Origin of the sequence: Cellulophaga tyrosinoxydans (genome assembly GCF_900176415.1) — a bacterium.
In the GTDB taxonomy this organism is placed as follows: domain Bacteria; phylum Bacteroidota; class Bacteroidia; order Flavobacteriales; family Flavobacteriaceae; genus Cellulophaga; species Cellulophaga tyrosinoxydans.
On record NZ_FWXO01000001.1, the window covers coordinates 242,319 to 268,226 of the forward strand.

At 32.7% G+C, this 25,908-nt stretch carries 26 protein-coding genes; 13 read left to right on the forward strand and 13 right to left on the reverse strand.

The genetic code is table 11. The annotated features are described in order from the left end of the window. Window positions 1-138: 138 nt before the first annotated feature. Both B8963_RS01125 and B8963_RS01130 read right to left on the reverse strand, forming a co-directional pair. Window positions 139-2,634: a DUF5686 family protein gene (locus B8963_RS01125; RefSeq protein WP_084059468.1), complete on the reverse strand. Its 2,496-nt coding sequence runs from the start codon at window positions 2,632-2,634 to the stop codon at window positions 139-141. A gap of 138 nt (window positions 2,635-2,772) precedes the next feature. Then, a complete protein-coding gene (locus B8963_RS01130) occupies window positions 2,773-3,750 on the reverse strand; it encodes a pyruvate dehydrogenase complex E1 component subunit beta (protein ID WP_084059469.1) in 978 nt (325 codons plus the stop codon). A 176-nt stretch (window positions 3,751-3,926) separates the two neighbouring features. On the opposite strand from B8963_RS01130, the gene B8963_RS01135 reads away from it, so the two are divergent. The 5 genes from B8963_RS01135 to B8963_RS01155 all read left to right on the forward strand — a co-directional run bounded on the left by B8963_RS01135 (window position 3,927) and on the right by B8963_RS01155 (window position 8,895). After that, window positions 3,927-4,667 (forward strand): electron transfer flavoprotein subunit beta/FixA family protein, encoded by a 741-nt coding sequence (locus tag B8963_RS01135; RefSeq protein WP_084059470.1) that lies wholly within the window; start codon window positions 3,927-3,929, stop codon window positions 4,665-4,667. Window positions 4,668-4,696: 29 nt separating this feature from the next. Beyond that, window positions 4,697-5,665, forward strand: coding sequence for an electron transfer flavoprotein subunit alpha/FixB family protein (locus B8963_RS01140; RefSeq protein ID WP_084059471.1), 969 nt, complete (start codon window positions 4,697-4,699; stop codon window positions 5,663-5,665). 85 nt (window positions 5,666-5,750) lie between these two features. Continuing rightward, entirely contained in the window at window positions 5,751-6,380 is a 630-nt protein-coding gene (locus tag B8963_RS01145) for a bifunctional nuclease family protein (RefSeq protein ID WP_084059472.1), read from the forward strand. A 22-nt stretch (window positions 6,381-6,402) separates the two neighbouring features. Further along, entirely contained in the window at window positions 6,403-7,866 is a 1,464-nt protein-coding gene (locus B8963_RS01150; protein WP_084059473.1) for a NupC/NupG family nucleoside CNT transporter, read from the forward strand. A gap of 204 nt (window positions 7,867-8,070) precedes the next feature. Next, complete coding sequence (locus B8963_RS01155; RefSeq protein ID WP_084059474.1) at window positions 8,071-8,895, forward strand: thymidylate synthase; 825 nt, start codon at window positions 8,071-8,073, stop codon at window positions 8,893-8,895. Window positions 8,896-8,951: 56 nt separating this feature from the next. Here the strand turns inward: B8963_RS01155 and B8963_RS01160 are convergent, their stop codons facing one another. Continuing rightward, a complete protein-coding gene (locus B8963_RS01160; RefSeq protein WP_084059475.1) occupies window positions 8,952-9,248 on the reverse strand; it encodes an isoamylase early set domain-containing protein in 297 nt (98 codons plus the stop codon). Window positions 9,249-9,397: 149 nt separating this feature from the next. After that, complete coding sequence (locus B8963_RS01165; protein ID WP_084059476.1) at window positions 9,398-10,483, reverse strand: aminotransferase class V-fold PLP-dependent enzyme; 1,086 nt, start codon at window positions 10,481-10,483, stop codon at window positions 9,398-9,400. Window positions 10,484-10,538: 55 nt separating this feature from the next. On the opposite strand from B8963_RS01165, the gene B8963_RS01170 reads away from it, so the two are divergent. Together B8963_RS01170 and B8963_RS01175 are read left to right on the forward strand one after the other, a co-directional pair. Next, on the forward strand, window positions 10,539-10,928 hold the full coding sequence (locus tag B8963_RS01170) for a 2TM domain-containing protein (protein ID WP_084059477.1): 390 nt from the start codon (window positions 10,539-10,541) through the stop codon (window positions 10,926-10,928). Further along, the gene (locus tag B8963_RS01175) at window positions 10,925-11,425 is read left to right on the forward strand and encodes a dihydrofolate reductase (RefSeq protein WP_084059478.1); all 501 of its coding nucleotides are present in this window, start codon (window positions 10,925-10,927) and stop codon (window positions 11,423-11,425) included. Before B8963_RS01170 ends, B8963_RS01175 begins: the two co-directional genes overlap by 4 nt. Here B8963_RS01175 and murI read toward each other — a convergent pair. The 8 genes from murI to B8963_RS01215 all read right to left on the reverse strand — a co-directional run bounded on the left by murI (window position 11,414) and on the right by B8963_RS01215 (window position 19,611). Continuing rightward, window positions 11,414-12,193 (reverse strand): glutamate racemase, encoded by a 780-nt coding sequence (gene murI / locus B8963_RS01180; protein WP_084059479.1) that lies wholly within the window; start codon window positions 12,191-12,193, stop codon window positions 11,414-11,416. The genes B8963_RS01175 and murI overlap by 12 nt on opposite strands. 128 nt (window positions 12,194-12,321) lie before the next feature. Then, complete coding sequence (locus B8963_RS01185; RefSeq protein WP_084059480.1) at window positions 12,322-12,831, reverse strand: OmpH/Skp family outer membrane protein; 510 nt, start codon at window positions 12,829-12,831, stop codon at window positions 12,322-12,324. A 76-nt stretch (window positions 12,832-12,907) separates the two neighbouring features. Further along, window positions 12,908-13,714 carry an OmpH/Skp family outer membrane protein gene (locus tag B8963_RS01190; protein ID WP_084059481.1) on the reverse strand — a complete coding sequence of 269 codons (807 nt, stop codon included), beginning with the start codon at window positions 13,712-13,714 and terminating at the stop codon, window positions 12,908-12,910. Window positions 13,715-13,895: 181 nt separating this feature from the next. Further along, on the reverse strand, window positions 13,896-16,541 hold the full coding sequence (gene bamA, locus B8963_RS01195) for an outer membrane protein assembly factor BamA (RefSeq protein ID WP_084059482.1): 2,646 nt from the start codon (window positions 16,539-16,541) through the stop codon (window positions 13,896-13,898). Beyond that, a complete protein-coding gene (locus tag B8963_RS01200; protein WP_084059483.1) occupies window positions 16,513-17,253 on the reverse strand; it encodes an isoprenyl transferase in 741 nt (246 codons plus the stop codon). Before B8963_RS01200 ends, bamA begins: the two co-directional genes overlap by 29 nt. 3 nt (window positions 17,254-17,256) lie before the next feature. Then, window positions 17,257-17,952, reverse strand: a complete 696-nt coding sequence (porG, locus tag B8963_RS01205; protein WP_084059484.1) for a type IX secretion system protein PorG — start codon at window positions 17,950-17,952, stop codon at window positions 17,257-17,259. Window positions 17,953-18,067: 115 nt separating this feature from the next. Then, window positions 18,068-18,949 carry an NAD kinase gene (locus B8963_RS01210; RefSeq protein WP_084059485.1) on the reverse strand — a complete coding sequence of 294 codons (882 nt, stop codon included), beginning with the start codon at window positions 18,947-18,949 and terminating at the stop codon, window positions 18,068-18,070. Between the two features lie 5 nt (window positions 18,950-18,954). Continuing rightward, on the reverse strand, window positions 18,955-19,611 hold the full coding sequence (locus tag B8963_RS01215) for a CBS domain-containing protein (protein ID WP_084059486.1): 657 nt from the start codon (window positions 19,609-19,611) through the stop codon (window positions 18,955-18,957). A gap of 87 nt (window positions 19,612-19,698) precedes the next feature. Here B8963_RS01215 and B8963_RS01220 point away from each other — a divergent pair, with 87 nt between their 5' ends. The 6 genes from B8963_RS01220 (at window position 19,699) to clpX (ending at window position 25,219) form a co-directional block, all read left to right on the forward strand. Further along, window positions 19,699-20,427 carry a pyridoxine 5'-phosphate synthase gene (locus B8963_RS01220; RefSeq protein WP_084059487.1) on the forward strand — a complete coding sequence of 243 codons (729 nt, stop codon included), beginning with the start codon at window positions 19,699-19,701 and terminating at the stop codon, window positions 20,425-20,427. Further along, window positions 20,427-21,197, forward strand: a complete 771-nt coding sequence (locus B8963_RS01225) for an alpha/beta fold hydrolase (RefSeq protein ID WP_084059488.1) — start codon at window positions 20,427-20,429, stop codon at window positions 21,195-21,197. The genes B8963_RS01220 and B8963_RS01225 overlap by 1 nt, the downstream gene beginning before the upstream one ends. 149 nt (window positions 21,198-21,346) lie before the next feature. Further along, the gene (locus B8963_RS01230) at window positions 21,347-21,697 is read left to right on the forward strand and encodes a phage holin family protein (RefSeq protein ID WP_084059489.1); all 351 of its coding nucleotides are present in this window, start codon (window positions 21,347-21,349) and stop codon (window positions 21,695-21,697) included. A 97-nt stretch (window positions 21,698-21,794) separates the two neighbouring features. Then, window positions 21,795-23,117, forward strand: coding sequence for a trigger factor (gene tig / locus B8963_RS01235; protein ID WP_084059490.1), 1,323 nt, complete (start codon window positions 21,795-21,797; stop codon window positions 23,115-23,117). Window positions 23,118-23,204: 87 nt separating this feature from the next. Next, window positions 23,205-23,885, forward strand: a complete 681-nt coding sequence (gene clpP / locus B8963_RS01240; protein WP_084059491.1) for an ATP-dependent Clp endopeptidase proteolytic subunit ClpP — start codon at window positions 23,205-23,207, stop codon at window positions 23,883-23,885. A 98-nt stretch (window positions 23,886-23,983) separates the two neighbouring features. Then, window positions 23,984-25,219: an ATP-dependent Clp protease ATP-binding subunit ClpX gene (gene clpX / locus B8963_RS01245; protein ID WP_084059492.1), complete on the forward strand. Its 1,236-nt coding sequence runs from the start codon at window positions 23,984-23,986 to the stop codon at window positions 25,217-25,219. A gap of 78 nt (window positions 25,220-25,297) precedes the next feature. Here clpX and B8963_RS01250 read toward each other — a convergent pair whose 3' ends face one another. Beyond that, window positions 25,298-25,843: a hypothetical protein gene (locus tag B8963_RS01250; RefSeq protein WP_084059493.1), complete on the reverse strand. Its 546-nt coding sequence runs from the start codon at window positions 25,841-25,843 to the stop codon at window positions 25,298-25,300. Window positions 25,844-25,908: the final 65 nt, after the last annotated feature.

The following is a 25,908-nucleotide window of genomic DNA, read 5'->3' on the forward strand; positions in this document are numbered from 1 at the left end:
AATTTGTGCGCAAAGATACTTGAATAATTTATTTTAACTCTTGTTAAGACTGTAAATATCTTAGGATTCGCATTGTATTTTCTTGATTTATTTAACGAAAACCATTGCGTAAAATTGTCTATAAAGTTTTTATTTATTTTAAAAACTAAAACCAAAGGAACCTGTTACACTAAAAGGTCTGGCTTCTGGGTTTTCTAAGTAGTTGCCTCTAAAATTAAAATCGATTCTTAAGATCTTGAAAATGTTACCTACACCGAAGGAATATTCCCAATAAATTTTATCATTAGGCGCACTTAATGGAATATTGGTAGGATTATTTAATAAGATATTTTCATCAGAAAGATTTCCCCAGACACCTCTAATTCCAATAATTTCGCGGAGATTCCAGTTCTTAATGACTGGTATTCTTGAAAACAGTCTTCCATTAAAATTTTGCTCCAAGTGTACTGAAGCATAGGTATCGGTTACAAATTCATAAAAATTTAAATTTGGAAAAGTTCCATAAATAGAAAACAGCGTTTGATTTCCGGGTATAACATTTAACAATCCTAGAGGTACAGCGCCAAAGGTTTTCCCGAGCTCAACTGTACTGTATAGTCTTCCAAAACCACCAATTATCCATGGTTGGCTATAGGAAAATTGGAGTTTTTCATAATCAAAATCACTTTCAAGGAAGCCTGAAAATCCTTTGGTATATTTTAAAAACAAGGTACTATACGTATCGTTTATATTTCTGCGTTCTACCCCATAGCCTATTGTTCTTTTACCAGGTGTATAGACTAAAGTTGTTGCAATATCGAACTGTTTTATTTCTGAGCTAATTCCAGTAGGTGAATTAGGATCTACATAATCCAAATTAAATGCGTCTGGCAACGCAGAACTTAAAGTTCTTAACGATCCTCCAAACCTGACTATAAAATTATGCAAGGGTTCAATCTCTGCATTAAATGTAGATAAATCTATATTTGTTAGCCTGTCATTAGATCCAACGGAAAACAAAGATGATGAAGCCGCACTTCTTCCTAACACATCAGTAGTTGCAGTTAAACTTAGGCCTAGTTGTTCAATATCACGCCTATTACCACCAGAAATAATTAATCTTGATTTTTTATCTAATAGCCATTTTCCGGAAATTCCATGCTTGAACCGTTGATCACTAAAGCCATAAGCTGTATAGGCCTCAATTCTCCACGGATCATTTTGGCCAAAATATGTTCTAGCCCCTGCTCTTACTCGAATGCCTTCGGCATCATTAAAACCAAAAGTGCTATACACATCTCCAATATCAAGATTCCATTTATCAATCTCGACATACCCAGAACCTAAAATACTTACAATATTATAGTAGCTTTTAAATTTTGGAACGGTTTTAAGGGTGTCTAATAATTTATAAACTCCTTTTTCATCTTTATTGAGTTCTTCTAGTCTGTTAATATTCCAAAATTCATCATCTCTCTCAACAATACCAGCGTTAAACTGATTGGTAAGGTTTTTGTAGAATTTATCGTCTTTAAATTCATCAAATTTATAATTATTATATACCGTTGTTCGCTTACCATAAATACCTTTAGACTCTTCTTTTTTACTTAGGCTAAAATCACTTAACATGTAATCTCTTTTCAAAAGAAAAACAGAATCGTTTACCACTTCAAAATCTTGCTCTATATAAATTTCTTTTACCCAGTTTATATTAGCACTTTTGGTTACTTGTAAGTTTATTTTTTTAATAGCATAGGTAGAGTCGTTAACCCAGAAATTACCCTTAAAGGTGAGCTCATTTTTTCTTCTTGGATAATATATAATGTTATAACACCATTTATTATCTATAAAAGTACTGTCTGATAATACATAATTATATACGTCTACCCCAGTCTTGGAAAGTGGACTAGTAAAACTTTTATCAAAAAATTTTAAATAGTTATTATACACATCATAATCTGAGTATAAATCTTCTACAAATGCAGTTAATGCTTGATTATTAGTGAAGCCGGAATTTTTTGACCCCAGTAGTTCTTCTTTCTTTTCTCCTTTAATATTATCTCCATATACTTTAGAGAAGGTCTCATTTAAAAAAATAGGCAGGTACGTTTTTCCAGTAATTCTTGAAGTATCAAGATCTTGAAACACAAACTCCATACCTTTAAAAAGCTTACTTTTTATAACAGCACTGTCAATAGTATTTAAGTCAAACTCCACTTTTTCATACTTATCATAATTGTACTGCTTGTAATGATTTACGCCATTTTTACGTTTGTGTTCCCATATTTTTTTTAAAATATCGATCGCAGGATTGTTTTTTTTAGACTGTTTTCCTGAGTAAACTACAACTTCTTTTAATTGCTCACCACCCTCAACTAGAACAATTTTCATTTGATAGTTTACCCTACTACTTAGTGTAATTTCTTTAGATTCGTAGCCAACAAAAGAAACAACAACTGCGTTGTATGTATTATCGGATTCTAGGTAAAACACCCCATCATCATTAGTAATAGTTCCCTCCGAAGAATTTTTAAAAATAATATTAGCAAAGGAAACTGGCATATCATTTTCATCTACAACTAACCCACTAACTTTTGTTTGTGCAAAAAATATCGTTGTAAAAAAAACAAGAAATAAAAAAATGTACTTTTTCATTAATTTTTATAGCATTAATTAGAGCTATCCTTAATATCATTAAAACTGTAATACAAGTTGAAATATTATACTAAAACTAAAAAAGCTTTACTGACAATTTTGTCAGTAAAGCTTATATATACTTACATAAACATGTTACTATTTATACAATACTTTTTTAACCGATCTTATCACATCTTCGTGATTAGGCAACCATTCGGCCAATAAAACTGGTGAATAAGGTGCTGGTGTATCTGCAGTATTTATTTTTTCAATTGGCGCATCTAGAAAATCAAATGCATTTGATTGAATATGATAGATGATTTCAGAAGCAACATTACCATAAGGCCAAGCTTCTTCTAAAATTACTACTCTATTTGTTTTCTTTACAGATGTCAAAATAGCTTCATAATCTAAAGGCTTCACTGTACGCAAATCTATAATCTCGCAACTAATACCTTCTTTCTCTAATTCATCAGCAGCTTTGTATGCTTCTTTGATTATTTTTCCAAAAGAAATAATGGTAACATCTGTTCCAACTCTCTTTACATCAGCAACACCTATTGGTATAATATAATCTCCTTCTGGAACTTCACCCTTATCACCATACATTTGTTCTGATTCCATAAAAATCACAGGATCATTATCGCGAATTGCAGCTTTTAATAATCCTTTTGCATCAGCAGGATTAGAAGGTACAATTACTTTTAGACCAGGGCAATTTGCAAACCAACTCTCAAAAGCTTGTGAATGGGTAGCTCCTAATTGTCCAGCCGAACCTGTTGGACCTCTAAAAACTATTGGACAATTAAACTGACCGCCAGACATTTGACGAATTTTAGCAGCATTATTGATTATTTGATCAATACCAACTAAAGCAAAGTTAAATGTCATGAACTCAATAATTGGTCTATTACCATTCATTGCAGAACCAACACCAATACCAGCAAAACCCAACTCTGAAATAGGAGTATCAATAACTCTTTCAGGACCAAACTCATCAAGCATTCCTTTTGAAGCTTTGTAAGCCCCGTTGTACTCAGCGACTTCTTCACCCATTAAATAGATAGAGTCATCTTTTCTCATTTCTTCGGACATTGCCTCACAAATGGCTTCTCTAAATTGTATTGTTTTCATTTAATCAGAGTTTCTAATAATTCTTATTCCTAAAAGGATAGCAAAAATAGGAAATTATATGTCATATTAAAGTTAGTAACAACTAAAAAAAGTTATAAAATTTACTATGCATGCATAGTAAATTTGAAAAATATTGGCTATCTTAGCAATCTTTAAATATAAAAAATACCATAACGATGAAGATATTAGTTTGCATAAGCAACGTTCCAGACACTACGTCGAAAATAAACTTTACAGATAGCGACACAAAATTCGACACCAACGGAGTTCAGTTTGTTATAAATCCAAATGACGAATTTGGTTTAACACGAGCAATGTGGTTCAAAGAAAAACAAAATGCCACTGTTCATATTGCAACTGTTGGTGATGTTTCTGTAGAGCCTACGATGAGAAAAGCTTTAGCTATTGGTGCAGATGAAGCAATACGAGTAAACGCAGTTCCTACGGATGGTTTTTTTGTTGCTCAACAATTGGCTAATGTTGTTAAAGATGGTGCATACGATTTAGTAATTGCAGGTAGAGAATCTATTGATTATAATGGAGCAATGGTCCCTGGAATCATGGCAAGTTTATTAAAAATGAATTTTGTAAATACCTGTATCAGTTTAGAAATTGATGGAACCAATGCTACAGCAATTCGTGAAATAGATGGCGGAAAAGAAAAATTATCTACCACCTTACCTTTAATTATAGGTGGCCAAAAAGGACTTGTTCAAGAAAGTGATTTGAGAATCCCAAACATGAGAGGAATCATGATGGCGCGTCAAAAAAAATTAACCGTTGTAGAACCTGTTGAAGGAATTACTGCAACTAAAGACACCAAATTTGAAAAACCAGCAGCGAAAGGCGCTGTTAAATTGGTTACTTCTGTTGATGAATTAGTTAAATTGTTACACGAAGAAGCTAAAGCCATTTAAATTTTTCTCAAATTAAAAAACACAAAATTATGTCAGTCTTAGTATATACAGAATCAGAAAACGGTAAGTTTAAAAAAAATGCTTTAGAAGTTGCTTCGTATGCAAGTGAAATTGCAAAACAAATGGGCACTTCCGCAACAGCCATTTCCTTTAACGCCACTGAAAATAACAGTTTAGGAGAATATGGAATATCAAAAGTATTAAACGTTACCGATGATAAATTAAAAACATTTAATGCAAAAGCATATGCCGATGCCGTACAACAAGCTGTTGAAAAGGAAGGCGCTAAAGTTATTATATTAAGCTCTAGTACAGACACAAAATATTTAGCACCATTGTTGGCTGGTCATTTAAAAGCTGGTTACATTCCAAATGTTGTAGGCGCACCACAAAGCACAAGTCCATTTATTGTAAAAAGAACAACATTTAGCAATAAAGGTTTTGCTTTTTCAGAAATAAGCACCGAAACAAAAATTGTTGGTGTATCTAATAATGCTTATGGCATACATGAAAATAAAACAACAGCCACAGTAGAAAATTTTAGTCCAACATTAAATGATGGTGATTTCTCAACAAAATCTATTGACATTGATAAGGTAGTTGGTAAAGCTACTATTGCCGATGCTGATATTGTAGTATCGGGTGGTAGAGGATTAAAAGGCCCTGAAAACTGGGGAATGATTGAAGAATTAGCTGATGTATTAGGTGCCGCTACTGCTTGCTCTAAACCAGTTTCAGATTTAGGCTGGAGACCTCATGGAGAACATGTGGGCCAAACAGGTAAGCCTGTTGCTAGTAATTTATACATTGCAATTGGTATTTCTGGAGCCATTCAACATTTGGCTGGTGTAAGTTCTTCTAAAGTAAAAGTTGTTATAAATTCTGATCCAGAAGCACCCTTTTTTAAAGCCGCAGATTATGGCATAGTGGGTGATGCTTTTGAAGTAGTTCCGCAACTGATCGAAAAATTAAAAGAATTTAAAGCTCAAAACGCTTAAAAATTGTTAAATTGTGCCTCTTAAAGGGCTGTTTAAATAATAGGTAAGCCTTTATTTAAACAGCCTTTGTAGTTTACAGATATTTATGAGCTTAGTACGATTAAAAATAAAAGGTATTTCATACAGTCAAACGCAAAATGGTGCGTATGCCCTTATATTGAATGAAGTTGAAGGCGATCGAAAATTACCCATTGTTATTGGTGCTTTTGAAGCGCAATCCATTGCTATTGCCCTTGAAAAAGAAATAAAACCACCAAGACCATTAACTCATGATCTTTTTAAAAATTTTGCTGATCGGTTTGAGATAGTGATCAAACAGGTAATCATTCACAAACTTGTTGACGGTGTTTTCTATTCTAGTATTATTTGTGAAAGAGATAAAATTGAAGAAATAATCGATGCGAGAACTAGCGACGCCATTGCATTAGCGCTACGTTTTAATGCACCCATTTTTACCTATAAGACCATATTAGACAAAGCCGGTATTTTTCTTAAATTTTCTTCAAAAGATAAGGAAAATGAAAGTACAGATGATAGTATTATGGTTAATGAAATATTACAAGAAGGAGAAACTGTTGAAATTACTGGTTCCGCCTCAGATGGATATTCAGAGCTAACAATGGACGAACTTTATAAAGAATTGGAAAGTGCAGTAGCCAACGAAAACTACGAAAAAGCTGCCAAATTAAGGGATGAAATTTCCAAACGCCAATAAATTCTACTCAAATCCAACCTAAATGAAAAATAGCATTTGGCTTATCTTGCTTTTACTTTTTGTAGTTACACCATCCATAGCACAAGAAACTATCACAATTACCGATAGCATTAACAATACTGTTGATGCAACTACTATTAATGATATTAATTCAAAATCAATAAATAGTATTAAACCCAATGAAGGCTTCTCTATTAACAGCCTTTGGAGAGGTATATTAGGAATGTTTGTTTTAATACTGGTTTCGTTTTTATTCAGTGCTAATAAAAAAGCTATTAATTGGAAAACTGTAGGCATTGGATTAGGCTTACAATTAATCATTGCCATAGGTGTTCTTAAAGTACCATTTATACAATATGTTTTTGACAAAATAGGAAAAGTGTTTGTGAAGGTTCTCGAATTCACAACCGCTGGAAGCAAGTTTTTATTTGAAGGACTTGTGGTTGACATGGATACCTTTGGTTTCATATTTGCCTTTCAAGTACTACCCACCATCATCTTCTTTTCTGCATTAACCTCAGTATTGTTTTATTTAGGTATAATTCAAAAAGTCGTTAAAGTATTGGCTTGGCTTTTAACCAAGACATTGGGGATTTCAGGTGCTGAAAGTTTAAGTGTAGCTGGTAATATCTTCTTAGGGCAGACTGAAGCACCGTTATTGATAAAAGCGTATCTAGAAAAAATGAATAAATCTGAAATGCTTTTGGTTATGATTGGCGGTATGGCGACTGTAGCCGGGGCTGTTTTGGCCGCTTATATAGGATTTTTAGGGGGAGATGACGAATTATTACGACTTCAATTTGCGAAACACCTTCTAGCAGCTTCTGTAATGGCAGCTCCTGGTGCCATTGTAATTTCAAAAATATTATATCCACAAACCGAAGCCATAAATACCAATGTACAAGTTTCTACAGAAAAAATAGGCTCCAATTTTTTAGATGCTATAGCTAATGGAACTACAGAAGGTTTAAAACTAGCGGTTAATGTTGGCGCAATGCTATTAGTGTTCGTTGCATTTATCGCAATGATTAATTGGGTATTTGGTGCCATAGGTGATGTCACAACTCTTAATGATTGGATGGCGTTGAATACATCGTATAAGAAACTATCCTTAGAATCAATCTTAGGAACTGTTTTCGCACCTTTAATGTGGCTTATTGGCGTAGCTAAAGAAGATATTGCTTTAATGGGACAATTATTAGGTATTAAGTTAGCTGCAAGCGAATTTATTGGCTACATACAATTGGCCGATTTAAAAGATGTTTCCAATGGAACTCACTTTGCTTATAACAAATCTGTAATTATGGCTACTTATATGCTATGCGGATTTGCCAATTTTGCCTCTATAGGAATCCAAATAGGTGGCATTGGCTCTCTAGCACCTGGTCAAAGAAAAACGTTATCAGAATTTGGCATGAAGGCAGTGTTAGGAGGATCATTAGCATCATTATTATCAGCCACTATTGCTGGTATGATTTTAGGCTAAAGCCCCCTAACTCTCAAAGAAGGAACACCAATCTTGGCATTAAAAATTACAAGGTTAAATAACCAGGTTTACTTAATTTCCATACTATGCTCTTTCGTTAATAATTATTGATAAGTAGAATGCTAAAAAGCAATTCTAAATAATCAGATTATATATTTTTGTGTATAATCTATTTAAAATTCCCCCATTGGGGGCGAAGGGGCTATGAAGCAATATCACGACTTATTACAACACGTTTTAGAAAATGGAACTCAGAAAGGAGACCGTACAGGCACAGGAACTAAAAGTGTATTTGGGTACCAAATGCGTTTTGATTTAAGCGAAGGTTTTCCAATGGTAACTACCAAAAAGTTACATTTAAAATCAATTGTATACGAATTGCTTTGGTTTTTAAAAGGTGACACAAATATTGATTACTTAAAAGATAATGGCGTTCGAATTTGGAATGAATGGGCCGATGAAAATGGTGATTTAGGGCCCGTTTACGGCCATCAATGGCGCAACTGGAATAGTGAAGGTATTGATCAAATACAAGAAATAATTGATACTTTAAAAACAAATCCAAACAGTAGAAGAATGTTAGTTTCGGCTTGGAATCCAAGTGTGCTACCTGACACCTCTAAATCATTTTCTGAAAATGTAGCTAACGGAAAAGCAGCCTTACCGCCATGTCATGCATTCTTTCAATTTTATGTTGCTGAAGGTAAATTATCGTGCCAGTTATACCAACGTAGTGCGGATATTTTTTTAGGCGTACCATTTAATATTGCATCGTATGCACTATTTACCATGATGATGGCACAAGCTTGTGGTTATGAAGCAGGCGATTTTATTCACACTTTTGGTGACGCACACATTTATAATAACCATATGGAACAAGTAAAATTACAGCTAAGCAGAACACCCAAAGCGCTTCCAAAGATGCTACTAAATCCTGAGGTTAAAAATATTTTTGATTTTAAATTCGAAGATTTCACTTTAGTAGATTACAATCCGCATCCACATATAAAGGGTGTTGTTGCTATATAAAAAAATCCGAAACAATTTAAATTGTTTCGGATTTTTCTTTTTATGTATTGTGTAGTTTATAATGCTAATACTGCATTTTCAGTACCCGCGTAATCATTCCATTTATACCCATCTGCATCTGCATCGTTAATATAAGTATCATCTACTAAATATCTAAACTCGTATGATGTTTCCTTTGGCAAATCCATAGTTCCTTTAAAAGTTCCATTTTTTAACTTTCTAAGGGTACCTTTTTTTGGATTCCAATTATTAAAATCTCCAACAACAAATACTTTTGTTGCGTCCTCTGCTGGAACTGTAAATGTTACTTTACAAACCGGCTTACTTTTTAAATACTGTTTTGTAATTGCCATAGCCTTGTGTTTTAAATTCAGTACAAAGCAAGTTATAAAATAATTGATTTCCAATTAGTTAACGTCGATTTGTGAATTCGGTAAAATACAATTTACAAAAAATGTGTTTTCTCAATTTAATAGCTAAATTTTTTGAATTTTCTGAACCGTTATTTCATTTTTTTTATGACATCAACAACCTTTGCAATGTTTTTGGTCGTATTATAAAAATGAAAACTCAATCTTATTCCTCCTCCTCTTTGTGAACAAATGATATCATTATTAGCAAGTTCATCAAACAACTTTTGCCCTCCTTTTATCGTAAATATATTACCATGATCAGGTCTACTTGTAACAACTTCGTCTAACAAATTCAATTTAGAAAATTCCCTCAAGGCAATTGTTCTTAATTCTTTGTTCACTAATGTTATTTGATCCATTCCAATGCTCTTAAGAAAATCTAATGAGCATTTTAAACTACCAAAACTTAGCGTATCTAAATGTCCTGGTTCGAAATGATATATAAAATCGAAATTGTTTTGCTTATCAAAATCACCATTAGCGGAATTAAACCCTGTAGTTTTTAATCTAAATCTACTTTTTATTGCATCTTTAAACAATAAAAAACCATTACCACTACCTGCTAACAACCATTTATAACCACTCGCCCCTAAAACATCAATAGCTGAATCTTCAAAATTAAATTCTTCTGTGCCCAAATATTGAGTACCATCGGCTATAATTAGCAAGTTTGGAAACTCTTTTTTGAGTTTTTTCAAAAACTCCAAATCTATTTTTACACCGTTAAGCCATTGCACAATACTAATTGCCAAAACATCAATGTCATTTTCTTTAATAGTTTTAAAAATTAATTCTTCAACATTTGCCATCATATGAATATAGGTAACATCAAAACCCCTTTTCTCAAAAGGCCAATTTAATGATGGGTAATCTTCATGTATTAACAAGACCTTTTGTTTAGAATCAAGTCCGTCAACCAGCATATTTAGACCAAGAGAAAAGTTCTGAACTAGCGCTACGTTATTTGTTTTACAATTAAAAAACCCAGCAACTGTTTCTCTAATTTGATGTACTAATTTAAGTCCCTTAATTTTGAATTCACTACCTCCTATTAAATAATCCAAGTCATGTTCTTGTCGCCAATCCAATAAGCCGTCATACATAATTCCATAAGCTGCAGTATTTGCATAAATATTTTGATCTAAAATCGGAAACTCTTTAATTATCTTTTGCATTGGATACAGGTTAAAACAGTAATATATTATCTTTGTTGTAAAGATACATATTGACATGTTTTTCAAAGCAAAAAAAGAATCTGAAATAAATTTAGAGCAGCACGAACAGTTAGAATACGCGCATTTTCGTATAAAACAAAAGAAACGTTTATATACGCATTTTGTAATATTCTTAGTTGGGAGTGTATTTCTTGTGCTTATAAATAAGATTCTTAAATATGGTGAAACTTATGATTGGTTTATTTGGGCTATCACTTTTTGGTCTTTCTTGTTTGTGATGCATGTAATTAATGTATTTTTTACTCAAAAATTTCTGGGTAAAGATTGGGAAAGAGCACAAAGAGAAAAACTCGTGCACAAGCAAAAACAAAAAATAGCCGAACTACAAAAAGAAATTGAGACCGATTTTCCACTTTCTCAAATCAATAAAAAAAAAGAAGATTGAGCAACATAATTTTAATAGCTGCCGCAGCAGAGAACAATGCATTAGGTAAGGATAACGACTTGCTTTGGCATCTACCAGATGATTTTAAACGTTTTAAATCGCTTACCACTGGCTTTCCTATTATTATGGGCAGAAAAACGTTTGAAAGCTTTCCAAAACCTTTACCGAATAGAACTCATATAATAATTACAAGAGACAAAAACTACAAGGTTCTTTATGATGAATGTTTTGTTGTTCACAGCCTAGAAGATGCTTTGGAACTTGCTGAAAATTATAGTGACACACAATTTATTATTGGTGGTGGAGAAATTTATGCTTTAGCATTAAAATTTGCTACTAAAATAGAACTCACAAGGGTTCATACTAGCCTTCATGCCGATGCCTTTTTTCCTGAAATCGACACCACTAAATGGAAATTAATTAATGAAATTTACCATTCTAAGGATGAAAAGCACACATATGATTTTACCTATCTCACTTATGAATTAAAAGTCTAAATAATCAACAGTTACATCATAATCTAATAAAAAATCTTTTAATGATTTACTATTGGTATTGCTGTAAAATTGATGTTTAGAAACTTGGACAGGAGCTGCAATATTTAGTTTCTCTAGAATATTTTTTGTTTGCCTCGCAACAGCTTCTCCGGAGTCAATAATCTGCACATTACTTGGCACAATATCTTTTATTACAGGTATTAAATAAGGATAATGAGTACAGCCTAAAACTAAATGATCCATGCCTTTATTAATCATTGGGTTTAAATATTTGAGCAATAAATCTTTGGTGTTTTTACTATGCACTTGCCCAGCCTCTATAAGTGGCACTAATCCTTCGCCATCCTGCTCAATTATTAGGATCCCCTCAGAATAGCTTTTAGAAGTGCTATTGAATAATGCACTTGACAAGGTCCCTTTTGTTGCCAAAACACCAATTGTCTTGGATTTTGAATTTAATGCTGCGGGCTTAATTGCAGGCTCAATACCAATAAAAGGCACATCATAGTTATTTCTTAAATACGCTATAGCATTTGTTGTTGCTGTATTGCAGGCTACCACAATTAATTTACAATTTTGTTTTAATAGAAATTCGGTGTTTTTAATACTTAAGGCTAAGATTTCGTCAGCACTTTTTTCACCATAAGGAGCATTTTTACTATCCGCTAAATATATTGAATTTTCAAACGGAAGCAGTTTGTGTATTTCTTTCCAAATAGAAGTGCCTCCAACTCCAGAATCAAAAACTCCAATAGGCTTTGTACTCATGTGACCATTAAAAATTAAGCTTAAAGTTACATTAAAATTTAAATAATGCTTGGTCTCCTCAAAGTATCGTACAAAAAAAATAGCCCATTAAAAAATGGGCTATTCAATGTTTTATTATTTTGTTTGAATTAGAACCCTAATTCCTTTTTAACTAAAGGAAGAATGTCTGTTCCTTTTGCAACGATTACACCACTACCTTGTGATGAATCTAATACATAGTTGATACCTTGCGCTGCAGCTACTTTCTCGATGGCTGCTTTAGCTTTATCTGAGATAGGACCTAATAAAGCTATTTGCTTATTTTGTAGTTCCTGACTAGCCTTTTGTTGAGCACCTTGAATATTTTTTTGTGCTTCTTGTAATTCAATACTTCTCTTCTGATTTTCTTCATCAGATTTGCTAGGAGCTTCACTTTCGTATTGCTTGTACTTATTTTGCAGTTCGGTCATAGAACTTTTTATATCTGCACCATAAGTCTCTTCTAGCTTTTTAAGTTCTGCCTCAGCAGATTTCATTTCTGGCATTGCAGACATTAATTCTGTTACATTAATATGTGCCATTTTATTTTGTGCATTTACAAAACTTGTAGCCGCTACAAATAATACTACTGCTACTACTATTCCTTTTAAGTGTTTCATGATTTTTTAATTACTTTTTGAGTGTTAATTTAATGGTTTATCCCTTAATGGGTATTCGAGTTTAAAATTTTTATTATTAATTATCGCTTTTTTTATCTTCTTGTGTTGCTTTTTGTTTTGCTTCACGCTCTTCTAAAAGTTTTTTGCGTCTTGCATCATATGCCTTTTTACGCTCTTCTCTTAGTTTTAACTGCTCTTCTCTTTTCTCTGCAGCCAACTTATCTCTTGCTTCTTGTGCTTCTTGCGCTTGATCCTTTCTTTCTTTTAAAGCCTCAGTCATTTCTTTTTCAACTGGCTCATCTTCAAAATCATCAATGGCATTTCTTTTATCTACTCGTTCTTTGGCTGCACTAACTTTTCTTGTTCTAGAAATAGCTTTTAAAACCAATTCACTAATATCCAATCTTTTTTCAGCATACAACATTACGACATCTGCTGATTTATCAAAAATTAAATCATAGTTTTTACTCTGACCTATTTTTTGCACTTCATTAAAAACTTGATCTTGTATAGGCTGAATTAGTCTTTGTTTTGACAAAAACAAATCTCCGTTTGGACCAAATCTATTCTGCTGATAATCGAACATTTCTTTTTCTAGCAACTTTATTTCTTCTTCACGCTCCTGGATTAATTCATTTGTAAGTAATACTTTCTCGGCCATTAAATCTTTTTTCATTTGATCGATAGCACTTTTCTCTTGTTCTATTTCCAATTTCCATTTTTGGACTTTAGCATCAAGCTGTTCATTTGCCTCTCTATACTCTTCAACATTTTCTAAAATATACTCCATATCAACATAAGCAATTCTAACTCCTCGTTGTTGAGAATAACCATAAATTGATAAAAGCAGTGCGCTAATAAATAAAAGAACTTTTGTTTTCATTTCGATTACATTTACTACTATAGAAAATATCGTGCCAAAATAAATAAATATTTTAAGAAAGAGAGCGGAATGTTAAAGTTTACTTTAAAAAACACTAATTTCTTTCTATGCAAAAACACGTATTACTATCTAATTAATATTAATTTTTAATTAAGATGAAGGTAATACGTGTTTTAATATATTAAAATTGTTGCCCAATAATAAAATGTGTTTGCCAACCACTAGGGCCAACAGAGCCAGGATTTGCATCACTATCAAATCCGTAACCAAAGTCAATACCCAATAAACCAAACGCAGGCATAAAAATACGTAAACCAGCACCTACTGATCTCTTTATTTCAAACGGATTAAATGATTTAAAATTGTCGAAGGCATTCCCGCCTTCGGCAAAAGCTAGTCCATATATGGATGCAGATGGCTTTAAAGTTAATGGATACCTAAGTTCCATTGAAAATTTATTATAAATTACACCCCCAGCTTGCTCCAATCTTTGACTTACTGGATCCACTACATAAGGTGTAATAGATTGGTTTTCATAACCTCTTAATTGTATGTTTTCACGACCATCAAGGGTAAAATTCCCCATACCATCACCTCCAACATAAAAACGCTCAAAAGGCACCAAACCAGCATTGCTATTATAATTTCCTAGAAAACCAAACTCTGCATTAGTTCTCAATACCAAAGATTTACTACCTACATTACCCGCAAGTGTCGTATACCAATCTCCTTTAAAATTTACTTTATAATACTCTAACCATTTAAAACGTTCTTGATCTACACGTTCTATTTCCGATTGATCCCCATTATCTATAGCTGTTGCTAGATCTGCATTTAACTGATCATAATCAAGACCGTTAAATAAGGACCATGGTGGGGTGAATTTTGCACGCACTTCAAAATTAGAACCTGAGGTCGGGTAAATTGGGTTAGGTCCTGAAGACCTGCGAGAAATACCTAGTGTATATGTTAATGAATTGGAATTACCGTCACCAAAATTAAAAAGTCCTAAATCATAATTATTAAACTGGTACAATTGATAACCTACGGAATGCGATATAGTAAAGAAATCGTCTGGCCATTGCACACGCTTCGCTAAGCCTAATGTTATACCTGTTATAGTAAAACTCCTGTCTTTATCTGGTCTAAAACGATCAGCACCAGTTGCATTAAAATCATACGAAAATTGTTTAGTTCTTGACAATGATGTGCTAAAACTTACAGGTTTTCTACCCCCTAACCATGGTTCAGAGAAATTTAAACTATATACTCTAAACGTCTGACTAGCTTGTAAACGCAATGCAAAAGTTTGCCCATCTCCCATTGGAACAGGTTTATACGCTTCTCCCTTAAATAAGTTTTGAATAGAAAAATTGCTGAAAGACAATCCTAAAGTTCCAATGAAACCTCCACCACCGTAACCACCTTGTAGTTCTATCTGGCTAGAACCAGACTCCACTAAACTATAATTTAAGTCTACAGTTCCAGCGTTAGGATCTGGATTTAAAACATCTGGCTTTACGTTCTCGGCATCAAAAAAGCCTAAAGCTCCTAGTTCACGAATACTACGTATAATATCTGCCTTATTATACTTTTGTCCTGGTCTTGTTCTTAATTCTCTAAAAATTACATGGTCATTCGTTTTATCATTCCCATCAACAGTTACGTGATCTAAGAAAGTTTCTTTACCTTCTATTATTCTAATTTCAAAGTTTATCGTATCATTTGCCGCAGACATTTCTACAGGATTAATACTAGAAAACATGTAACCATTATTCTGATACAAACTACTTAAATCATTTGGATCAGGCTTCGTATTATCGGCAATTCGCTCTTTTAATAATACTCCATTATACGTATCGCCTTTTTTAATCCCTAAAACTTGACTTAATACTCGGTCTGAATACACCGTATTTCCAACAAAATCTATTTCGCCAAAATAGTATTTATTACCCTCTTCTACCTTAATAGTAATATCTATAAGATCTTCTCCATTTTTAGTAATCGTATCAGAAATAACACGAGCATCTCTGTACCCCTTTGCAGCATAATTTTCAACCAACTTTACCAAATCTGCCTCGTAATCCTCAGGAATATATTTAGATCGCTTAAGCTTTAAAATATTCTTTAGTGATTTTTCCTTGGTCTTTTTAAGTGATTTTTTTAATTTATTGTCTGATAATTTTTCATTACCCTCAAAATTAATATGACCAATTTTTACTTTAGTCCCTTTTTTAATATTCACAACCATGCTTTGTGCATTGGTTTCTGAAGTATCTTTAGCTGTAACTATAGTGACCTTAGTGTTTAAGAAACCTTTTTTCTTATACTTGTTTTGAAGATAATTCTTTGTATTTGCAATAAGGTTTTCAGTTATTTTTTTACCTTTTTTAAGGTCGGTATCTTTTAATATTTCGTCTATTTTACCTTTTTTAACTCCATAAACCGTAACATTGGTTAATGTAGGTCTTTCTAAAATATTTAGTTCTAGATAAATATTATCCCCTTCTATTTTTGTAACGAAAAATGATATATCACTAAACAGTTCTAAATTCCATAACTTATTAATTATGGCACTAATTTCATCACCTGGAACCGTAATTTGCTGCCCATCTCTTAAACCTGTATAGGTTTTAACGGTTTGCTCATTATAACTTTGCAATCCCGTAACTTCCAGTCCGGCTAAGATATATTTTTTACCCTCTTCATAATTCGTATCCTGTGCAGAAACGAAAAAGGTAGTTAAAAATAAAATTAAAGTGAAAGCTAATTGATGAGAGGTGTTATTGTTTGCACCTCTAGATAAGTTGTTCGCTAGTTTTTCCAAATCTTCGTTCTCTATTTTGGTAATTTAAAATTGCTTCAACCAAATGCTGCTCGGTAAAATCGGGCCATAAGATATGAGTAAAATATAGTTCAGCATATGCAATTTGCCAAAGTAAAAAATTACTTATCCTATGTTCTCCGCTTGTACGTATAAGCAAGTCTACATCGGGTAAATCGTGCGTGTAAAGATGGTTATTAATAATGGTTTCATCAATATTTTCTGCGGAAATTATATTATTTTTAACTTTGATACTAATCTCCTGCACTGCAATTTTAATTTCTTCTCTTGCCCCGTAACTTAGGGCAAGCGTTAATGTCATTCCCGTATTTTTACTAGTTTTTTCAATAACTTCTAGTAATTCTTTATTTGCTTTTTTAGGTAATGAAGCAATATTTCCTATAGTGTTTAAGCGAATATTATTATCCATAAAGGTAACGAGCTCTTTTTTCAAAGAAGAGACTAATAAACGCATTAAGGTATCTATTTCAAATTTAGGCCTTTTCCAATTTTCAGTAGAAAAAGTATACAAGGTAAGGTATGAAATGCCGATTTTAACACAAGATTCTACAGTGTCTCTTACTGTTTTAACACCGTTTTCGTGTCCAAAAACGCGCATTTTCCCGTGTTGTTTTGCCCACCTACCATTACCATCCATTATTATAGCTAGGTGTGTGGGTAATTTTGTTTTATCAAGTGATTCTATAGTATTCATAAATTATTTATAACAATCGGCACATGGGTTTCTTCTAAAGGTATAGGTTAATGTAATACCAGAAAAAACATACCAATCGTTGCTAAAAATATTACCAAATTCAACATTTAAAGGCTCTAAATTAGGATCATCTGGATAACTAAAATCAAGATTATCTGTAAACGTATATCTTGCCCCAACTTCCGCCCCTAATATAAAGAACTGATTTAATCTATATTTAAACCCTACTGTCATGGGAATTGCAAATGCACCATCTCGTTGATTATCATAATTAATCACCATGTTAGCATCAATATAATTATAATCGTACCTAAAATAGGTTATTCCTGTATATAAGTACGGCGTAAATGCCGGGCCTAATCGATGTAAATTATATTCTACAAAATTAAATTCTAAACCCGCCGAAAACTCCAAAACATTATTATCTACAACATATGCACGTTGCTGCCTTGAGGTCATGTTAGATTTTGTATCATCGGCAGTAAATTCACCATACAAAACACTAGCACGCCAAGCATAACGTTGACTTATATTCCATTTAAAAATTCCACCTGCACCAAAACCAGAAGGCGCAATGTAATTTGATCTCCCGACATCCCCAATATTATTTACGCCGCCAGCCATTACACCAACTTCGTATGTTTGTCCTTTCATGCTATAAAATGAAAAGACAATTAGTAACGCAAAAAATGTCCTCATGTATTGTAAAAGTTTGCAAATATAACAATTTGAACAGTTTATAAAACTGAATTCTTATATTGATGTTCTCTATTTGATAAACAACTTTTAGTTCTTTTTATTGTTTGCCACACCATCAATTACGCTTATCTTCTCCCCACAATAATTTATTACGCAAAGTTTTTAGAAAACTCTCTGAAGTGTATTCTATCATTTTAATAGTGAAAGACGACTTTTTAATAATTATTTCGCGACCATTCTCTACCGTAGCAATTCTTGAATCTAAGGATACCAGGTGGTTTTCCTCTCTTCCCGATACTTTTAACCTTATTACAGTATCATCTGCAATTACTAAAGGTCTTGCATTTAAATTATGAGGTGCAATTGGAGTTAAAATCAATGATTTTGCCGTTGGAGCAATGACAGGGCCTCCACAGCTTAAAGAATAACCTGTTGAACCCGTTGGCGTGGCTACAATTAAACCGTCTGCCCAATATGACGTTAAATATTCATTATTTAAATACGTCTCTACGGTTATCATTGATGTAGTATCCTTTCTACTAACAGTAACTTCGTTTAATGCAAAATTTAAATTTTCAAATTCTGGCAGTTGTGGTGAAGACGACACCTCAACAAGACTGCGTTCGACTATAGTATAGGCCCCAGAAACAAATTCTTGCACCACCTTACGCACATCTTCTTTTTTGAAAGTAGACAAAAATCCGAGTCTCCCTGTGTTTACACCAACTACTGGAATGTTTAAATTTTTTACATAAGTTATGGCTCTAAGTATAGTACCATCACCACCAAAACTAATAAACATATCAAAAGAATTATCTAAACCTTTAACCATATTGAATATTGGATACGCACCTAGGACACCTGTTTTAAGCAGCATGGTATAAAAATCCTCTTCAAAGAATATCTCAGCGGTTGATTTATTTAATTCATCTAACAGCTCCACAACATAATCAAAAGCATTATCAGAGTAGGTTTGACCATAAACAGCGACTTTCATAACTTTTAAACGTTTAAGTATTTATCTAAATAGTCTGAACGCTGTTTTAAATCTTCTAAAAATTGGTCATCTGTATGACCAAATATAATACTATAATTATATCGTCTAAAAGTTTGGATAACCTCATTTAAATTTGAAGACCCCATTTTAAGTGTAATTTGCACAATATCATTTCTAAGTTCTGATATAAATGCGCCTATTAATTTGGTGTTGTTCCCTTCTACAATTTGAGCTATCTCACTGAACGAATAATCTTTAATGCCTTTTGCCACAACTAAGATCCCGCCAGGTTCGGTAAAAAAAGGCGTCTCTATAAATTCACCAACAATATCATTTAAATTGTAATATCCTAAAACCTGAGAGTTTTCGTCTAAAACTGGAATTATATTTGCTTCGTTACGTGCAAAAGCCTCTAAAACATCTAACCAAGATGTTTCTTTGGTTACAAAAAAAGCTTCTAGACTATACCTATGATCATCAAAACTATTTACGGTTTCCAAAACAGCCATATCATTCTCAGCTGCAACCCCCAAAAAAATATCATTTTCGGTAATGGCAACATGTGAAAATGTGGAGTTTTTAAAAAACTTAACCACATCCTTCACTGAATCTTCCAATTTAAAAACTGGTGTAGAGCTTACTATGTGAGATTGTATATTCATTCTTAATAATATTGTGCAAATTACTAATTAAATATGGCAAAAAGCATGCCTTATTCGTATTTTTGCTTTTAAAACAGATACAAAGGAATGACAAAATTAAGTGTTAACATCAATAAAATTGCTACGCTTCGTAATGCAAGAGGCGGCAACATGCCTAACCTTTTAACTGTTGCCAGCGATATTGAGGAATTTGGCGCCCAAGGCATCACAATTCACCCAAGACCAGATGAGCGACATATTAGATATAACGATGCGCGCGCACTAAAAAGTATCGTAAAAACAGAATATAATATTGAAGGCAACCCTAATAAAAAGTTTATTGATCTTGTTCTAGAAGTAAAACCTACCCAAGTAACTTTAGTTCCAGATGCAGTAGATGCTATTACTTCTAATGCCGGGTGGGATACAATAAAAAATTTCGACTTTTTAAAAGATGTAGTATCCACTTTTAAACAAAATGGCATAAGAACGTCCATATTTGTCGACCCAAGTTCGGAGATTATTGAAAATGCCGCTAAAATTGGCACCGACAGAATAGAACTATATACTGAAAGTTATGCGCATAGTTTTGCACATGCCAAATCGGAAATAGAAAAATATAATGCAGTAAAACTATTTACAGAAGCTGCAAAAACCGCTACAAAAGTAGGTCTTGGCATTAACGCCGGACATGATTTAAGCCTTGATAATATAAAATTCTTTAAAGACAATGTGCCTAATTTACTTGAAGTTTCTATAGGACATGCATTAATCTGCGAATCGTTATATTTTGGACTAGAAAATGTAATTAACATGTACTTGAATAAATTAAACTAATGCAACTCTTACATTCTCAAATTTTTGGAACAGGAAAACCATTACTAATTTTACATGGCTTTTTAGGTATGTCTGATAACTGGAAAACCCTTGGCAATCAATATTCCGAAAACGGGTTTGAAGTCCATTTACTAGACCAAAGAAATCATGGTAAAAGTTTTCAGTCTAATGAGTTTAATTACGACTTACTGATTGAAGATTTAAAGTATTACATGACCCATCACAACATAGAAAAAGCCATAATACTAGGTCATTCTATGGGTGGGAAAACCGCCATGCAATTTGCTTGCACCTATCCAGAAAAAGTTGAGAAGTTACTTATTGCAGATATTGCGCCTAAATACTATCCGCCGCATCATCAACCTATTATTAATGCACTAAACAAAATAAATGTTTCGGAGTTATCTTCTAGAACAAAAGCAGACGAACAATTAAGCAAGTACATTAAAGATTTTGGCACAAGGCAATTTTTATTAAAAAATCTTTATTGGAAAGAAAAAGGCAAACTTGATTTTAGATTTAACCTTGATGTTTTAACAGATAAAATGGAAGAAGTTGGTGAAAATATAAGCACAACGGCTTCATATGCAGGTCCTACGCTATTTTTACGAGGAGATAAATCAGAATATATTGCCATTGATGATTATCCTTTAATTAAGCAACATTTTCCAAACGCAATTATTGAAGTAGTTGAAAAAGCTGGCCACTGGTTACATGCCGAAAATCCAAAGCAATTTTATGAGCTTTCTTATAATTTTATGATTTCATAGTCTATAAAAATTACTCAATCTTTATATTCAATCAGCCTTAAATAATATAGACTTTAGCATTTATTCTAAATGCTAATAAAAAATTGAAATTTATTACTAACTTTAAAGTGTAACTAACCGTACTATTCATTCCCTAAAATATTTGTATTATGAATTTTATCTTAAGAATTTTACTAAGTGCTATTGCTGTTATAGTGCTATCAAAAATATTGCCTCACGTATCAGTAGACACCTACTATACCGCCGTTATTGTTGCAATTGTTCTGAGCTTATTAAATTTAATTGTAAAACCAATTTTAGTAATTCTTACACTCCCAGTAACTATTTTAACCTTAGGTTTATTCTTACTAATCATTAATGCAATCATTATATTAATTGCCGACAAATTAATCGACGGATTTAGTGTAGATGGAATATGGTGGGCGCTATTATTTAGTTTATGTTTATCTTTTCTTCAATCTATATTCTTCTCTTTATTGAAAGACAATAAAAAAGACTAAGTTATTATTTGAAATTCAGCAGTTTAAAAACTTGTAGCAATTCACAAAATGTAGTACTTTTGCATCCCATTTTATTGATGTAAAATTAGATATAGAGATGAATATCACTAAAGAACAGATTGACGAATTAAATGCTGTTGTAAAGGTTGCCGTTACAAAAGACGATTATCAAGACAAAGTTGAAACTATTTTAAAAGATTACAGGAAACAAGCCAATATTCCTGGATTTAGAAAAGGACAAGTTCCAATGGGATTGATTAAAAAGCAATATGGAAAAGCCGTATTGGTTGATGAAGTAAACAAATTACTACAAGACAATCTAAACAAATACCTTACCGAGGAGAAATTAGATGTTTTAGGCAATCCTCTACCTAAGCAACGTGATAATTTTAATTGGGATTCAGAAAATTTTGATTTTGAATTCGAATTAGGCCTTGCACCAAGCTTTGAGGTAGAATTAAAGTCTAAAAAAGCAATTACACATTACAAAATAGTTGCTGATGATAAAATGATTAATGAGCAAGTAGAACGTATTCAAAAACAATACGGAAAACTTGTAAACAAATCTGAAATTAGCAAAAAAGATGAAGTTGTTGGTGTTTTCAAAAATGAAGCTGAAGAAATAGAAAACAAAGCAACTATTGAAATTAGCGCATTAAAAGGCAAAAAAGCAATTGACGCACTTACGGGTAAAAAGGTAGGCGAGACTGTTACTTTAAACACTAAAGACTTATTTAAAGAAACTCAAGAGCTAGCCTCTACATTAGGGATTTCTGCCGAGAAAGCAGAAGATTTAAAAGCAGATGTAACTTTTACAATTGAAGAAATTAACGAAAGAGAACCTGCCAAATTAGATCAAGAGTTATTCGATAAACTTTTTGGTAAAGATGTTATAAAATCAACCGAAGAATTAAAAGCAAAAATAAAGGAAGATTCTGAGCAACAATTTGCACAACAATCTGATCAAAAGCTTTTAAATGATGTTACTGAAAATTTTATTGAAAACACAAAATTTGATTTACCAACAGGATTCTTAAAAAAATGGATCCAATTAACTGGTGAGAAAGTACTTTCTGATGAAGAAGCGGCTGCAGAATACGAAAAATCTGAAAAAGGTTTACGCTACCAATTAATTGAAGGTAAGATCATACAAGAAAACAAATTACAGGTACAATTCGACGAATTAAAAGAATTCTCTAAAGGATTTATTAAATCGCAAATGGCTCAATTTGGTCAATTAAATCCAGCAGAAGAAGAACTAGATAACATTGCAGCAAGGGTTTTATCTAATCAAGATGAAGTTAAGCGTTTATCAGAACAATTAATGAGTCAAAAACTATTAAACCTTTATAAGGAAAAAGCTAATTTAAAATCTAAAGAAGTTACCTACGAAAACTTTGTCAAGGAAGTTTATGGGTAGTTTTGCAAAGATAAAATAAGTATCTTTACGGTGTTGAAAGCAAGCTTTCAACACCTTTTTTTTATTTAAAATCATATCAAAAAATCTATGGATTACGGAAAAGAATTCAAGAATTACGCTATAAAAGATCAAGGTATCAGCAGCACTTATTACGACAAAATTCTAGGAAGCATGTACCCAACTAACATGACGCCTAACATTATTGAAGAGCGACAAATGAACATAGCCGTGTTCGATGTCTTCTCCAGATTAATGATGGATAGAATTATCTTTTTAGGTACTGGAATTAATGATCAGGTAGCTAACATTGTACAAGCACAATTATTGTTTTTACAAAGTACAGACAACACTAAAGACGTACAATTATACATTAACTCTCCTGGAGGGAGTGTTTATGCAGGATTAGGCATTTATGATACTATGCAGTATATAAATCCAGATGTTGCAACCATTTGCACCGGTATGGCTGCATCTATGGGTGCGGTATTATTGTGTGCTGGAGAAAAAGGTAAGCGTAGTGGACTTAGCCATTCTCGTGTAATGATACACCAACCTATGGGAGGCGCTCAAGGACAAGCGAGTGATATAGAAATTACTGCTAGAGAAATACTAAAGCTTAAAGACGAATTATACGAAATAATTGCTTTGCACTCAGGGCAAACTATCGACAAGGTAAATGAAGATAGTGATAGAGATTACTGGATGAAAGCAGACGAAGCGTTAAAATACGGAATGATTGATGAGATTTTAGTAAGAGATAAAAAATAATCTCGACTAAACAAACAATTATTAAAAGTAGAAAGTTATAAAGAGTAAACTAAAACGATAGTTTTTTTCGTTTTAAGTTTACTAATGTGATAAAGATTATGGCAAAGGAAAGTTTAGAATGCTCATTTTGTGGAAGGAAAAAGCCTGAAACTAATCTCCTTATAGCGGGATTAGATGCACATATTTGTGATCGTTGTATTGAGCAGGCACATGGCATTGTTGCGGAAGAATCAAAGCAGTCTAAAAACGATGATTTATCATCTGAGTTAACATTAAAAAAGCCGCTTGAAATAAAAGAATTTTTAGACACTTTTATTATTGGGCAAGAGCGCACTAAAAAAGTAATGTCTGTTGCGGTTTACAATCACTATAAGCGATTATTGCAGCCTTCTTCAAAAGAAGACGATGTAGAAATACAGAAAAGCAATATCATTATGGTTGGCCAAACCGGTACTGGTAAAACATTAATGGCTAAAACTATTGCCAGAATGTTAAATGTGCCATTGGCTATAGTTGATGCTACAGTTTTGACCGAAGCAGGTTATGTTGGTGAAGATGTAGAAAGTATTTTAACAAGACTATTACAGGCAGCAGATTATAATCTTGAAAAAGCAGAACGAGGAATTGTTTTTATTGATGAGATAGATAAAATTGCTCGCAAAAGCGATAACCCTTCAATAACAAGAGACGTTTCTGGAGAAGGTGTGCAACAAGGTTTGCTTAAATTACTTGAAGGTACCGTTGTAAATGTTCCGCCAAAAGGTGGACGTAAGCATCCAGATCAAAAGTTTATTGAAGTAAATACAGAAAATATTCTTTTTATTGCCGGAGGTGCCTTTGACGGAATTGAACGCGCTATAAACAAGCGTCTAAACATGCAATCAATTGGTTACAGTAGTTCTAAGGCCGAAGACAGACCGGATGAAACAAATATTTTACAATACATTATCCCTAAAGATTTAAAAGAGTTTGGACTAATTCCAGAAATAATTGGAAGACTACCAGTACTAACTCATATGAATCCTCTAGATAAGAAAACACTTAGAGCCATATTAACTGAGCCTAAGAATGCTATTATTAAACAGTATGAAAAACTGTTTAAAATGGATGATGTTACTTTAACCATAACTGAAGACGCTTTAGATTATATAGTAGACAAAGCAATTGAGTACAAGTTAGGCGCAAGAGGTTTACGTTCATTATGCGAAGCAATATTCACCGATGCTATGTTTGCATTACCTAGTTCTGATGAGAAAGAATTAAAAGTAAGCAAGTCTTACGCGGAGAAAAAATTGTCTTTTGATACAATAAAAAAATTAAAAGCAGTTTCATAAACTGACATTACATTAAACTAAAAAATCCTGCAGACGTATTGTCTTGCAGGATTTTTTATATCTAGTTTTTTCTAAATACTACTCTTGATATTCTTTTTTGGTTACTTCAGCTAATAAATCTTGACAAACTTCCTTTATTATTTTTTCATCGGAATACAATTCATGCCCAAATCCATTTGCCAAGGTCATAGGCAAGCCTATTTTCTCTTCCCATTCCTTACTTGGCCTAAATTCATCATTAGAACCAAACAATAGTTTAATTGAACAATTAGGCTTACTGTTTTCCAAACGAATTCTAGTAGGCGAAATTGCGTAAAGCGATTTTATCGGCAAACCCATTAAGGCTGCTTTATACGCAACTGTTCCACCAGTACTAAATGCTAAATAATGACTAGGCTTACTTTCTCTTTTTAAAAGATGTGCAGCGGCAGTATCAATACCACCATTTACAAACTCTTTATGTAAATTTTCTTCTGTTTCTATTGTAAGATTAATGTTTGCAAGCTCTTGACAATCATAAAAAACAATGTCGTAATGTTGCTGTAAATACCCTAAGTAAGAAGTAATCCAAAGTCCTTTTTTGGTTCCCCACATATCAGAAATTACTACTAATCTTTCGGCCATAATAAAATAAATTTTTGTCTGGTTAGGTTAAATTATATCTAAATGTTATTCTTTAACGGCTAAAA